The organism is Hymenobacter sp. ISL-91 (genome assembly GCF_018613725.1).
Classification (GTDB): domain Bacteria; phylum Bacteroidota; class Bacteroidia; order Cytophagales; family Hymenobacteraceae; genus Hymenobacter.
Genome location: NZ_JAGGPS010000038.1, coordinates 160,783 through 174,769, shown reverse-complemented (window position 1 = coordinate 174,769; position 13,987 = coordinate 160,783). Strand labels below are relative to the sequence as shown.

9 protein-coding genes are annotated in these 13,987 nt (G+C 62.8%); 4 read left to right on the top strand and 5 right to left on the bottom strand.

Annotation, left to right across the window (positions count from 1 at the left end):
* Positions 1–324: 324 nt before the first annotated feature.
* Both J7E24_RS15295 and hemF read right to left on the bottom strand, forming a co-directional pair.
* Positions 325–915 carry a phosphatase PAP2 family protein gene (locus tag J7E24_RS15295; protein ID WP_215138993.1) on the bottom strand — a complete coding sequence of 197 codons (591 nt, stop codon included), beginning with the start codon at positions 913–915 and terminating at the stop codon, positions 325–327.
* Positions 909–1,916, bottom strand: coding sequence for an oxygen-dependent coproporphyrinogen oxidase (hemF, locus tag J7E24_RS15290; protein ID WP_215138992.1), 1,008 nt, complete (start codon positions 1,914–1,916; stop codon positions 909–911). The genes J7E24_RS15295 and hemF overlap by 7 nt, the downstream gene beginning before the upstream one ends.
* Before the next feature lie 205 nt (positions 1,917–2,121).
* Between hemF and J7E24_RS15285 the strand changes: the two genes are divergently transcribed.
* A complete protein-coding gene (locus tag J7E24_RS15285) occupies positions 2,122–2,763 on the top strand; it encodes a class I SAM-dependent methyltransferase (RefSeq protein ID WP_215138991.1) in 642 nt (213 codons plus the stop codon).
* A gap of 242 nt (positions 2,764–3,005) precedes the next feature.
* On the opposite strand, the gene katG is transcribed toward J7E24_RS15285, so the two are convergent.
* Positions 3,006–5,309 (bottom strand): catalase/peroxidase HPI, encoded by a 2,304-nt coding sequence (gene katG / locus J7E24_RS15280; RefSeq protein WP_215138990.1) that lies wholly within the window; start codon positions 5,307–5,309, stop codon positions 3,006–3,008.
* 370 nt (positions 5,310–5,679) lie between these two features.
* On the opposite strand from katG, the gene J7E24_RS15275 reads away from it, so the two are divergent.
* Both J7E24_RS15275 and J7E24_RS15270 read left to right on the top strand, forming a co-directional pair.
* Positions 5,680–6,171, top strand: coding sequence for a CIA30 family protein (locus J7E24_RS15275; RefSeq protein ID WP_251047215.1), 492 nt, complete (start codon positions 5,680–5,682; stop codon positions 6,169–6,171).
* 139 nt (positions 6,172–6,310) lie between these two features.
* Positions 6,311–7,447, top strand: coding sequence for an MBL fold metallo-hydrolase (locus J7E24_RS15270; RefSeq protein WP_215138988.1), 1,137 nt, complete (start codon positions 6,311–6,313; stop codon positions 7,445–7,447).
* Between the two features lie 144 nt (positions 7,448–7,591).
* Here the strand turns inward: J7E24_RS15270 and J7E24_RS15265 are convergent, their stop codons facing one another.
* On the bottom strand, positions 7,592–8,119 hold the full coding sequence (locus tag J7E24_RS15265) for a GNAT family N-acetyltransferase (RefSeq protein WP_215138987.1): 528 nt from the start codon (positions 8,117–8,119) through the stop codon (positions 7,592–7,594).
* A 243-nt stretch (positions 8,120–8,362) separates the two neighbouring features.
* Here J7E24_RS15265 and J7E24_RS15260 point away from each other — a divergent pair, with 243 nt between their 5' ends.
* Positions 8,363–10,540 (top strand): thiamine pyrophosphate-dependent enzyme, encoded by a 2,178-nt coding sequence (locus J7E24_RS15260; protein WP_215138986.1) that lies wholly within the window; start codon positions 8,363–8,365, stop codon positions 10,538–10,540.
* A 141-nt stretch (positions 10,541–10,681) separates the two neighbouring features.
* Here the strand turns inward: J7E24_RS15260 and J7E24_RS15255 are convergent, their stop codons facing one another.
* The gene (locus J7E24_RS15255; protein ID WP_215138985.1) at positions 10,682–13,978 is read right to left on the bottom strand and encodes a T9SS type A sorting domain-containing protein; all 3,297 of its coding nucleotides are present in this window, start codon (positions 13,976–13,978) and stop codon (positions 10,682–10,684) included.
* Positions 13,979–13,987: the final 9 nt, after the last annotated feature.

Sequence of the window (13,987 nt, the reverse complement as noted above, 5' to 3'; positions counted from 1 at the left end):
GCCACAAGACTATGCCACCGACCAAACACTGCTCCAACGACTCGAAGACGTCTTAACCAACGTCGGCAAACAATACACGATTACTTTTGCATGACTACTTAAAATCAAGAAGTCAGTCGACCTCAATAAGTCGCTCTCCCAGGACGACCGCCACAACTCCAAACACACCAGCAAGCCCGGCCACGGCGACGAAGGCGACGGCCACACTGGCAACCGCCAGCCGGCCGAGTAGCGCCGGGCTGGCATATTCTGCAAATGAGAAGGCCGCTGACAATATCGTCAGCGGCCTTTTTGGCTGGTGGTCAGATGCCTATTAGGCCTGAATCAAGTGGTATCCGCGGCTGTTTCGCGGGGCCAGAAACGGGCCGACAGCCGCCGGTAGGCCACGGCACAGGCCCAGGCCGTGAGCGAGCCCAGCAGGGCTCCGGCCAGCACATCGGTGAGATAGTGGGCGGCCAGGTACATGCGGCTGTAGCTTACTACCACGGCCCAGGCAAACAGCAGCCATTTGGCCGCCCAAAAGCGCCGGGGCAGCACCAGGGCCATAAATACGGCCAGCGCGAAGGCGTTGGCGGCGTGTGAGGAAAGGAAGCCGAACTGCCCGCCGCAGCCGTTTACCAGGTTGAGCGTGGCCGACAGGTCGGGGTCGTGGCAGGGGCGGAGGCGGGCGAAGTAGGGCTTGAAGAAGCGGCTGGAAATGCCGTCGGCCAGGGCAATGCTGGCCCCCAACAGCGGCAACAGCAGCCGGGCGCGGCGGCCGTAGAGGTAAATGAGCACGACCAGCAGCACGAAGTACGCCGGAAACCACACAAAGCGCTCAGTGAAAAACACCATCCACTTATCTAAAGCGGGCGAGCGGTTGGCGTTGGCTGCCACCAACAGCCAGCGGTCCAGGGCCTGCAGTTGCTCTAGCACTGGCCGGCAGTTTCGGTGGCGGAAAGGTCGGTAGTGGGTCCGGTCTCGGCGCGGGCGTTCAGCCAATCGAGGCCGGGACGTAGCCACTGCTGGGTGGCGGCTTCGGCCGAGCCAGGGGTGGGCTGCAGGTTGTAGTGCCACTCGGCCTGGGGCGGCAGGCTCATCAGAATACTCTCGGTGCGGCCGCCGGTTTCGAGGCCGAAGCGGGTGCCCCGGTCGATGGCTAGGTTGAACTCGGCGTAGCGGCCGCGGCGCACCAGCTGCCATTGCTTTTGGTCGGCGGTGTAGGGCTGGCCGGCATTGCGGCGCAGTAGCGCGCAGTAGGTGCGTCCATACACTTCGCCCACGGCCCGCACGAAGGCAAACAGGCTCTCGGCATCGGCTTCCTGGCCCACAATCAGGCGGTCGAAGAAGATGCCGCCCACGCCGCGGGTTTCCTGGCGGTGTGGCAGGAAAAAATACTCATCGGCCCACTTTTTAAACCGGGCGTAGTAGCAGGGATGGTGCTGCTGACAGGCCAGGGCAATCTGCTCGTGAAACCAGCGGGCCTGCGCCACATCTACGTAAATCGGGGTCAGGTCGAGCCCGCCGCCAAACCAGGCCTCGCCGTTGCCGGCCTCGAAGTAGCGCACGTTCATGTGCGAAATCGGGGCCAGGGGGCTGCGCGGGTGCTGCACCACGCTCACGCCGGTGGCGAAGTAGTCGGGCGAGGGCATGAGCAGCTGCCGGGCCGCCGCGTCGCTCATGCGGCCTTCCACGGCCGAGAAGTTCACGCCGCCCTTCTCAATAGTAGTGCCTTCGGTGAGGATGCGCGAGCGGCCGCCGCCGCCGCTGTGGTGCTGCCAGGCATCTTCGTGGAAGCGGCCGGAGCCGTCGGTGGCTTCGAGCTGCTGGCAAAGCCAGTCTTGAAACAGGCGCATCCAGGCTTCTACGGTGTCGCGGAAGCGGGGCAGGCCGGTGGGCGGGGCGGGGAAGGGGGCGAGGGCGGGCGAATCGGGCATTGGGGCAAAGGTAAATAAAACCGCCGGCCGCCGGGCCGGGTGTTACCTCGGACGCTGCCCAAAACCCAACCCATAGGCGTTGTTATTGGTTGTTGGGAAGTTGACCAAAGGTGCCGCACCCCGGCATATCGAACTGGCCCAAGCGCCCGACTCGCCAATTTGCCCGCCACCCATTGCTAGTTTCCTAATCCTGTAAGACCTCCCCATGAACCCCGCTCTGCCATTATCCGCCGACCTGTTCCGCCGTCAGGACGAAACGCCCGACGCAGAATTCTACCAGCATCCGCGCTTCGTGGCGCACATCGACGAGGCCGCCATTGCCGCCGTTACGCAACTCTACCGCGAATATTTTCGGCCCAACAGCGCCCTGCTCGACCTGATGAGCAGCTGGATAAGCCACCTGCCCGCCGACGTGGCCTACTCCCGCGTGGTAGGGCTGGGCATGAACGCGGCCGAGCTGCGCGCCAACCCGCGCCTCAACGCCCATGTAGTGCAGGACCTGAACGCGCAGCCCCGCCTGCCCTTTCAGAACCAGGAATTCGACGGCGCGGCCATCTGCGTGTCCATCGACTACCTCACCCAGCCAGTGGCGGTGCTGCGCGAGCTGGCCCGCGTGCTGCGGCCCGGCGCACCCTTGGTCATCACGTTTTCCAACCGCTGCTTTCCCAGCAAAGCCATTGCCGCCTGGCACGCCCTCGACGACCACGGGCACCTGGCGCTGGTGCAGCGTTTCCTGGAAGAAGCGGGCGGCTGGCAGCCTATTGAATTACTCGACCGCAGCCCCGCCCCCGGCCGCTCCGACCCATTATATGCCGTGGTGGCCCGAGTGGCATGGCCGTTGAGGTAGGGGCGGGGCTTGTCCCCGCCCGCCGTTGAACGATGCGGCAACGGGCCGTTGTACGAACCCGGTGGCGGGCGGGGACAAGCCCCGCCCCTACAACGTGTCGCTAAACAACTTCACAACTTGGGTTAAGAACATGCTGTAACCAAGAAGAGCGCGCCAACTGGCGCGCTCTTCTTGGTTACAGCATGTTCCAAAAGCCTTACCCCGTTACCCGGAGCGGTTTTAAAGAAGCTACATATAAGGTGTTAAGCTGAAACCTTCACGTCGTAGCGGTCGAGCATCATCACCTTATCCCAGGCTTTTACAAAGGCTTTCACGAAGCGCTTATGGCCGTCGCGGCCGGCGTACACTTCTGCCACGGCGCGCAGCTGGCTGTTGGCGCCGAACACGAGGTCGGAGCGGGTGGCCGTGAAGCGCTGCTCGCCCGTTGTGCGGTCCTTGAGTGCGAAGGTCATGCCCTGCGCATCCGTTTTCTTCCACTCGAAATCCATGCTCGTGAGCATCGTGAAGAAGTCGTTGGTGAGCACGCCCACGCGGTCGGTGAAGATGCCGTGGGCCGAGTTGTCGTGGTTGGCATTCATAGCCCTTAGGCCGCCCGTCAGCGCCACCCACTCCGGGGCCGTAAGCGAGAGCAGCTGGGCCTTGTCGAGGAAGAATACTTCCGGGGCCACATCCTGTGCAATGGCTTCAAACTTGGGGGCGAGGTAGTTGCGGAAGCCATCGGCTACTGGTTTTAGCCACGTAAACATCTCAATATCGGTGAGCTTCTGCGTGGTGTCGCGGCGGCCCGGCGTGAAGGGTACGGCCGTGGTAAAGCCTGCATCGGCGGCCGCTTTCTCCAGCGCGGCGCAACCGCCCAGCACCAGCAAATCGGCTAACGATACTTGTTTGCCACCCGACTGTTGGCCGTTGAATTCCTCCATCACCGAGCGCAGAGCCGCTACTACCGGTACCGTGCGCTGGTTGATAGCCCAATCCTTCTGCGGAGCCAGTGCGAGCCGGCCACCGTTGGCGCCGCCGCGCTTGTCGCTGCTGCGGTGCGTGACAGCCGCCGAAAAGGCCGTGAAGACCAAATCAGACCCCGAAATACCCGACTTTAGAATCGACTCCTTAAGCGCCGTAATATCCAATGGGTCAATCAGCTGGTAGTCGGCCAGCGGAATGGGGTCCTGCCAGAGCAGGTCGTTTTCGTTGCGCTTTTCGGGGCCGAGGTACCGCTCGCGCGGGCCCATGTCGCGGTGGGTGAGCTTGTACCAGGCCTTGGAAAATGCCTGGGTGAAGGCGTCGAAGTCGCCCAGGAATTTCTCGCAGACTTTGCGGTATTCGGGGTCTTCCTTCAGGGCAATGTCGCTGGTCATCATCATCAGCGCATTCATCTTGCCGGGGATGTGGGCGTCGGGCGTTTTGGGCGCGTTCTTGTCTACTGGGGTCCATTGCAGGGCACCGGCTGGGCTCTTGGTCTGCTCCCAGTCGAACTTGAACAGGTTGACGAGGTAGTCGTTGTCCCACTGGGTGGGGTTGGGCGTCCAGCTGCCCTCGATGCCGTTGGTCATGGTGTTCTCGGCGTTGCCGGAACCCTTGGGGTTGTGCCAGCCAAAGCCCATGGCTTCCATGGGCGCAATTTCGGGCGGCATCCCGATTTCCGACGCCGGCACCATGCCGTGGCTCTTGCCGAAGGCGTGGCCGCCGGCAATCAGAGCCACGGTTTCCTCGTTGTTCATGGCCATGCGCGTAAACGTCACGCGGATGTCGCGGGCCGAGCCCAGCGGGTCGCCGTTGGCATAGGGTCCTTCGGGGTTCACGTAGATTAGGGCCTGGTGCGAAGCCGCCAGCGGGTTTTCGAGGTCGTAGTCCGCGTCGCCGTTCTGGCCGCGCCAGCGCTTGTCGCGGCTTACCATGCTATCGGGCGAGTCGGCGTTTTTGAGGTCTCTCTCTACCTCGGGTCCCCAGTACGTGCTGCTGTCCACCTCCCAGGCATCGTGGCGGCCGCCGGCGAAACCGTAGGTCGGGAAGCCCATGATTTCGAGCGCGCAGTTGCCGGTCAGCACAATCAGGTCGGCCCAGGAGAGGGCGCTACCGTATTTCTGCTTGATGGGCCAGATAAGCCGGCGCGACTTGTCGGTGTTGCCGTTGTCCCACCAGCTGTCGACGGGTGCAAAGCGCTGCAAGGCCTCGCCGGCGCCACCGCGGCCATCGGCAATGCGGTAGGTGCCGGCCGAGTGCCAGGCCATGCGAATCATCTGCGGACCGTAGTTATTGTAGTCCGAGGGCCACCAAGCCACCGACGTAGTCAGAAACGACTTGATTTCCTGCTTCAGCGCCTCCAAGTCAATGGTATTGAAGGCTTCGGCGTAGTTGAAATCCTCACCCAGCGGATTGGCCTGCGGGCCGTTCTGGTGCAGCTGCTCCACCTTCAGCCGGTTGGGGTACCAGTCGGACAGTGCGGGCGGCGTGCCTGCTGCCCCGCCGATACTGTCGCCGCCGAAGGGGCATTTGCCGGTCATTTCGAACGAGTCGGTGTTGGTTTTGTCGTGGGCTATATGGAGCATGTAGGGGTATCAAGCCGTCGGTTTCAGGCAAGCCGGAATTGGCGCGTCGTATCCGTTGCGTTTTCTAACAGGTAGGGGCCGCTTAATGTTGAGCTTAGCCGATGAGGCCAAAGCCGGCGGCTAGTACCACAGGAGCGTGGTTGCAGGCAGCAGAGCAGCGGCTCTAGCTCGCACACCCCTCCATCAAATGCAGCTGCCAGACCCGGCCCACACCAAACGGCTCACCCTGAAAGACCTGAAAACACCAGGCAGTAAATCGGACAACCGGAAACTATTTGAAGCCCCAAAACTTGTCTGAAGAATGATACGGGCACGCTCGTTCCACGTAAAGAGTACAGCAATGAACAGTTCATATTTAACCGCATTGATGATGAGTAGCTTGCTTATTTTTGATTTCAGCTCCGCGGCAGACTGGTCGGTGTGGGAGGTAGAGAATGATGTGGTAATGGGAGGCAGGTCGTCCAGCCAACTCGCACGAAGCGAGGCGGGTAATGCGGTGTTTACCGGCGCTGTTTCCCTGGAGAATGATGGCGGATTCGCTTCTGTGCAATATCATTTTGCTCCCCGGGATATAAGCGGCTACAGCAAGGCATGCATCCGCCTGAAAGGAGACGGGAAAGGCTACCAGTTCAGGGTAAAAGCCAGCCTGACGGAAAAGGCATCCTACATACATACCTTCCAAACCAGCGGAGAATGGCAGGTTATCGAGATTCCCCTCAGCCAAATGGAGCCTACCTACCGCGGTAATAAACTGGATCTGCCTAATTTCAGCGCCCGCCAAATTCAGGAGGTCCGTTTTTTAATAGGCAACGGGAAAGCAGAGACGTTCCGGCTGGAAATTGACAAGATAGAACTACAGTAACGTGCGCCGCGCCCCGTAGCCCGTACATCATTTGCCGCGCCCGACCCGACCCGACAACGCCAGCAGCGCACGCGCACAGGCGGCGCAACGCCTCGGTTCGGCCGGTCAGCTCTATTCATACATCTGCCATAAGCCCCGCATGCGCAATAAGACGAAACGCCTTGGCTGGCTGACAATCGGTTGCATAGGGCTGTTGCTGCTGGCCGGAGCCGCCTTTGCCGGCCTGAGCCCGCAGTTTGGCGGTACGCCCACCCAGGCCGAAAAAGCCCGCTACGCCCGTAGCGGCCACTACGTAAAGGGCGAGTTTCAGAACCAGATTCCGACGGAGCTGATGACCGGCAGCAGCATGGCCGAGGTGCTGTGGGAATTCATGTTCAAGAAAACACCCGGCAAAAACCCGCCCGGCCCGCTGCCCATGCAGCTGCTCGATTCGCTGAGCATAGCCCGCAAAACCCCCGAGCTGCTGCGCGTTACGTGGTTTGGGCATTCGGCCAGCCTGCTTGAAATAGGGGGGCAGAACATCCTGTTCGACCCCATGCTGGGCCAGGATATGGGGCCGCTGAGCTGGGTGACGCCCAAGCGCTACAACCCCCGGGTGCCCATTTTTGCCGCGCAGCTGCCGCCCATTACGGCCGTGCTCATCTCCCACGACCACTACGACCACCTCGACTACGAAACCATCCGGCAGTTGCGGCACAAAACCCGGTTGTTTGTGGTGCCGCTGGGCATTGCCGCCCACCTGCGCGCCTGGGGCGTCGATACGGCCCGCATTCGGGAGCTGGATTGGAACGACTCGGTGCAGGTGGCCGGCCTGACCATTGTAAGCACGCCGGCGCGGCACTTTTCGGGCCGCGGGCTCACCAACCGCAACTCTACGTCTTGGAGCAGCTGGGTGGTGAAATCGGCCAGCCGCCGCGCCTTTTACAGCGGCGACGGGGGCTACGGCCCGCACTTCGCCGCCGTGGGCCGCCGACATGGCCCTTTTGATGTGGGCTTGATGGAGTGCGGGCAATACGACCCGCACTGGGCCGACATCCACATGCTGCCCGAGCAAAGCGTGCAGGCCGCCCGCGATGTGCGCGCCGCCGTGCTGCTGCCCGTGCACTGGGGCGCTTTCACTGAGGCCAACCACCCCTGGGACGAGCCGATAAAGCGCGCCACGGCCGAAGCCGCCCGCCTCGGCCAGCCTATCGCCACGCCCCAGCTGGGCCAGCCCGTTACGTTCGATGGCCGCCCGCTGCCCCAGGCGCGCTGGTGGGAGGCGATGAATGAGTAACTGCTTCTATGAAATTACAGCACGATGTAGGGGCTTGTCCCCGCCCGCCGTTCGCACCACTTCAACGGTACTTGTTCAACGGTTCTTTCCGAATCGTTCAACGGCGGGCGGGGAAAGCCCCGCCCCTACACCGTGTTTTCGTCCTCACTCATTCAGCGCCTTCCGCAACACCTGCAGCACCAGCGGCTCGGCTTGCAGCGGTACGCCGAAGCGCGTGTCCGTAGGAAAGGCTACGGTTTCGGGGGTGCGCTGGTAGCCCAGGCGCTCGTACCAGGCCAGCAGCTCGTGGCGGACGGAAATAACGGTCATGCGTACGGCTTGGCAGCCTAGGGCGCGGGCGTGGCTTTCGGCGGCCTGCACCAGTTGCCGGCCAATGCCGCCGGCCTGCAGCGTGGGCTCGACGGAGAGCATGCCCAGGTATAGCTCGGGACCCTGTTGCTGCAGAAACACGCTGCCCACCAACTCATCGTTGGCAACGCGGCGAGCCAGCAGAAACTGCGCGTTGGGCTTTTCGAGTTGGTCGCGCAGGTCGGCTTCGTCGGTGCGCTGGCCGGCGAGCAGGGCGGCTTCGGTGGTCCAGCCCTGCGCCGAAGCTTCGCCGCGGTAGGCGCGGTTTACGAGGCGGTTAAGGGCCGGCAGGTCGGTGGCAGTGGCGGGGGAGAAGCGGAGCATGAGCGGTAAGTGATGAGAGGGTGTGAGAGTGAGGTTGGTGAGAAATGGTACGCGAACCGGACGCAAAAAGCACTGCCAGTTCTGAGCAGCGCGAAGAATCTCGCGTGCCAAAGTAATGCCTGGCGACAGGGTTAGCACTGCCCGCGAGATTCTTCGCGCTGCTCAGAATGACACGTTCCTTTACTGACCATTACTAACCCATTTCCCCTTTCGTAACTTCGCCCCAGCACCCAACCCCCACCCATGACCTTCGAAACCGTTCCCGTCCCGGAAATCGATCTGACTGCCTCCCAGGCTTCGCCTGAACTGCTGCGCCGTGCCTACCGCCTCATGCGCACCGGCGACGAGCTGGCCCGCCTCTACGAGGAAAACAAGGCCGTGACGGCCAAATACGTGCACGCCACGGCCCGCGGCCACGAGGCCATCCAGCTGGCCGCCGCCGCCTGCCTAGGCCCCCACGACTACGCCGCGCCCTACTACCGCGACGACTCCCTGCTGCTCGGTATCGGTTTGCAGCCCTATGAGCTCATGCTCCAGCTCATGGCCAAGCGCGACGACCCGTTTTCGGGCGGCCGTACCTACTACTCGCACCCCTCGCTGCGCCGGGCCGGTTTCCCCACCATTCCGCACCAGAGTTCGGCCACCGGCATGCAGGCCATTCCGGCTACCGGCGTGGCTCAGGGCATCAAATACCTGGAAAACCAGGATGCCGGAATGCTGCCCGCTGGCCCGCGCAATTTTCTGGAAAGCGGCCAGCCGGTGCCCGGCCTGTACAGCTCGGTGCCGGCCGGCGAGCACAGCGGTAATCCGCTGGTCATCTGTTCGATTGGCGACGGGGCCATGACCGAGGGCGAGGTGAGTGAGGCGCTGCAAATGGCTGTGCTGCACCAGCTGCCCATCATCTTTCTGGTGCAGGACAACGACTGGGGCATTTCGGCCACTGGCCGCGAGATGCGCACGATGACCGCCTACGAGTTTGCCGCCGGCTTCAAAGGCCTGCACCGTTTGCAAACCGATGGGGCCGATTTCCTGGCCAGCTACGCCACCATGCAGCAGGCCGCCGACTACGTGCGGCAGCGCCGCGGGCCGGTGCTGGTGCACGCCAAATGCCCGTTGCTGGGCCACCATACCAGCGGCGTGCGCCGCGAGTGGTACCGCGGCGACGACCTGGCCCAACACACCCTGAACGACCCGCTGCCCCGTTTTCATGCGCAAATGCTGGCCCTGGGCTTTGCCGAAACCGAGCTGCAGCAGCTGGCCGATGAGGCCCGCGCCACCGTGCAGGCCGACTACGAGCGCGCCCTGGCCGCCCCCAACCCCGACCCGGCCACCTTCGCCGACCACGAGTTTGCCCCGCCGGCCGTAACCGAGGAAGCCGGCGAGCGAAGCCCCGCCGGGGCCGAAAAGGCGCTGATGGTGGATGCTGCCCTGCACGCCGTGGACGATATTCTGCAGGAGTTTCCTGAGGCCCTGTTCTACGGCCAGGATGTGGGCGGCGAACTGGGCGGCGTGTTTCGCGAGGCGGCGCTGCTGGCCAAAAAGTACGGCGACGCCCGGGTGTTCAACACGCCTATTCAGGAGGCCTACATTGTGGGCAGCACGGCCGGCATGAGCGCCGTGGGAGCCAAGCCCATCGTCGAAATTCAGTTTGCCGACTACATCTGGCCCGGCCTCAACCAGCTGGTCGAGGAGCTCAGCAAGTCGTGCTACCTGAGCAACGGGCAGTTTCCGGTGCAAAGCCTGATTCGGGTGCCCATTGGGGCCTACGGCGGGGGCGGGCCCTACCACTCGGGCTCCATCGAAAGCACGCTGCTCACCATCCGGGGGATTAAGGTGGTGTACCCCAGCAACGCGGCCGATATGAAGGGCCTGCTGCGCGCCGCCTTCCTCGACCCCAACCCGGTGGTGCTGCTGGAACACAAAGGCCTGTACTGGAGCAAGGTGCCCGGCACCGAGGAGGCCAAAACCACCGAGCCTGCCGCCGGCTACGTCATTCCGCTGGGCAAGGCCAACATCTTCCAGGCCGCCGACGCCCAAAAGCTCGCCAACGGCGAAACCTGCGTGGTCATCACCTACGGCATGGGCGTGCACTGGGCCCGCACGGCCAGCCGGCAGTTCCCCGGCCAAGTCGAAATCCTGGATTTGCGCACCCTCAACCCCCTCGACTGGGACGCCGTGCAGGCGACGGTGCGTCGCCACGGTAAGGCCCTGGTGCTCACCGAGGAGCCGCTGATGAACTCGTTCGCCGAGAGCCTGGCCGGCCGCATCCAGCGCCACTGCTTCCGCCAACTCGATGCGCCCGTGTTCACGCTCGGGGCCGCTAACCTGCCTGCCATTGCCCTCAACGTAGAGCTGGAAAAGCAGATGCTGCCCAACCCCGACAAAGTGGCTACCTCCCTGGCCGAGCTGTTGGGGTATTAAGCCAGAAAGGAACCGGCTCCCAAATCCCACCGGCGTCAATAAGCTTTTGGCATCATCAGCCAACGAAAAGGCCCGTCATCCTGCAGCAGGATGACGGGCCTTTTTTCTAAACACGAAGCAATTAATAGCCAGGCACTAAACCTAGTTCTTCACCAGCTTAATTACCTGCGTGGTGTTATGGCCGCTAATACGGAGCAGGTATACGCCCTTAGCTAAGTTCTGAGTAGGCAGTACTTGCTCCTGGCCCCCGCTGGCCGACCATTCGGCTACTTTGCGGCCCTCGGCGCCCAGCACCTCCACGCGGTAAGCACCGGTAGGTAGTTGCGCTAAGTCGAGGGTAACGTTGGCGCTGGTGGGGTTGGGGAACAAACGCACTGCCGTGTCGCTGCTCCGGCCGTCGAAGCGCACTGTTTTCACATCCGAGCGGGCTACCGTACCGTCGAGGTCGAGCTGGAGCAGGCGGTAGTAGCGCAGGCCGGCTTGGGCTCCGGCATTCTTATCGGTGATGCGGTAGTTGAGGCGCTGGTTGCTGGTGCCGCGGGCCGGTAGGGTGGCCACCGGCACGAAACTGCTGCCGTCATTCGAGCGCTCCACCACGAAGCTGGCGCTGTTTACCTCCTGGACCGTCGTCCAGCTCACCAGCGCGTCGCGGCCCACGGCCTGCGCCCGGAAATCGACCAGTGTAACAGGGAGGGGCACAGCAATGGCGCCGGAGCGGAAGATGGCCTCGGTGCCGGCCCCGCCCACCAGCGGTAGCGTGGAAGGCGTGCCGCCGTAAGCCGGGTCGAATAGGTCTACGAGGCCGTTGAAGTTGTCGTCGTGGTAGGTGGGGTGGCCGATTTGCAGGAAATTGGGGATGCCATTGCTGTCGTCGTCTTTGAGGAAGGTGGAAAACAAAATGGCCCGCTCACCTTGAGAATTGGTGGTTACCACGTAATAGGAAGCCTTGCTAGGGTTGGCCAGCGCAAAGGCGCGAGCTTTAGCTACTACCTCGTTGCCAGCAAACCCGTCTTGGTTGTCGTCGAAGCCCTCGGTCCAGTCGGCCGTTTGCTCGGCAATGGGCAGGCTGCCTTTGCCGGCATTATCGTTATCCGAGTCGAAGTCGAACATATCTGCCTGCGCGTCGCCGTCCAGGTTCATCACGCTGCTAATCGCGCCGGCCCCTTCGTAGGCGTCGCGCAGGCCATTGCCGTTCGTGTCGGTAGTGAAGTTGGCCTGGCTTCTGCGGGCTATGTAGGCGCTGGTCGATTGGGCCTCAATCTCGTCGCTGATGCCGTCGTTGTCCGAGTCGAAGTCGAGGAAGTTGTAGTTGCTGGCCGTAATGCCGCTGGCCGTGCGCGAGTCTGCATCCCGGTCGGGCAGCGAGTGGCGGGTAACATTAACTTCCGGGCCGCCGGCAGTACGGGCTTCGGCCGCATCGGGCAGCCCGTTCGCGCCCACGGCACCCGTAAAGCGGGCCTGGGTGGCGTTGTAGCGGCTTTGCGTGGCCCCGCTGCCGAGCGTCCAGGTGGGGTTGATATTGCCGCTGGCCTCAAAGGCATCGGGCAGTCCGTCGCCGTCCGAATCCAGGTCGAGGTGGTTGGGCAGTCCGTCGCCGTCGGCATCAAATATATCGTTGATACCGTCGCGGTTCAGGTCGCGGTAGGCGCCAAGCACGGGGTGCACATAGGCCGCATCGAGGTACACGAGTACGCCGTTACCGGTGGTAGTGGCTACGCCGTTGGACGTAGCCGTCTGGGGGTTAAGCGCAAACATTTCTACCACATCTGGAATGCCGTCGTTGTCATCGTCGATGTCGTCCTTGTCGGCAACGCCGTCGCCGTCGAAGTCGCACTTGAAATCAAAGGTGTAGCGCTGCTCGGCGGCGGCCGAGATAAAGCCGTAGGTCCAGGTGTTCACCGTGTAGTTGTCGCCGCCCTGGCTGCCGGCAGTACCTGTCCAGCGGTGCACGCCTTCCTCCGATATCACCCCATCGGGGCGGTAGTTGCTTAAGTCGGGCGCGGGCCGGGTAGCCGGGAAGCGGGCAGTAGTAGTCGGCAGGTTGCGGTCGTCCCAGTACAGGCGGTCGAAGAAGCGGTTATCACCTTGCGAGGGGCGCACGTTCTGCACCCGCAGGCCATCAGTGTTGCCCTCCACGTCGAAGAGCGGGAAGTTCACCGGCGCACCGTTGCTAATGAAAGTCAGGCGCAGGGCCGTGCCGGCGGGCACTGGCTGGCTGGCATTGTCGAGCCCATTCCAGAAGGTGGTAGTGGGCACACTGGCGGCCACGTTCTGCTCAATCACTACGTCGTTGCCATCTTGTACGCCGTTGTTGTTGATGTCGATAAGCACAGAAGTCGAGCCGGCTTCTTCGCTGGTGGTGGTGAAGGCCGCGGCCCCGCGGCCCGTGATAGGGTTGCAGAAGGGCTGCACGGTACGGCTGAAAACGGGTAGCGGCGCGCTTGGCCAGATGCTTGGGTCAGGGTCGTTGACGAAGTTAAAATACTCGGGATATGTCTGCTCGCTGGTCTGGCTCCGGCGCGAAGTCAGAAAATCGGTCGAGTTGCGGTCCGTGCCCTTGGCATTGCTCACGAAGTAGAAGGCGTAGGGGTTCATACCGGCCAACTCCACTTCCTTCACGTAGTAGCGGCCCGGCTGGCGCACGCTGGGCACCAGCGGGTACAGGCTAAAGGTGGCCGACAGGCGGTTGGTAAAGCCCGCAGTGGTAAAGGACCAGAACTTGCTGTGCAGCCGGCCCGGTATTTCCTGGCCCGAAGCGTCGGCGCTGGAGCGCACTGTGAAATCCCAGAAGTCGTACTGCGAAATTTTCTGGGTCTGGCTCATGGCCGCCTCGCCGGTCTGCGTGAGCTCCACCCAAAAATCCCGCTCTGCATTCGTGTTGTTGGTGTAAGTGAGGGGGTTGTAGCCCGTGCTGGCCGATGCCGTGCCCGCTACGGCCGGACCGGCCTGGGCTTGGGCCGCGTTGTCAATTACGCCCGGCCCGGCGGCCAGCAACGAGCGGCGGGTGTTGCCAGCGGCCGTGCTAAAAGGCAGGGTGTTGGTGGCCGCCTGGGTTTCGGTGCCGTTGTTGTCGTATTTGAGGGTCAGAATCAGGTTGTTCTGGTTGCCACTGCCATTCTCGCTCGCAATTCGGTGCACCCCGTAAAACAAGGTTTCACCGGGTTTCAGGCGTACCCGCAGCCGGTAGTCGGTGCTGAAGGGGCGGCCGGTGCCCCCGCTCCAGGTGGCGGGCTTCAAAAAACCCTGCGACTGGTACTGGCCGGACACGATATTGTTGAAATCGTGGGTCAGGTAGCCGGCCCGGGTATTGGCCGCATTGGTCAGGGCTACCGTTGGGTTGGTGTTGGGCGTGAGCTGCTTCGAGCCCTCGGCTCGTGCCAGGCTAGCCGGCAGGCACAGCAACAGGGCTGCCGCCAAATGGAGTAGTGGTTGTTTCATCAGCAGGAA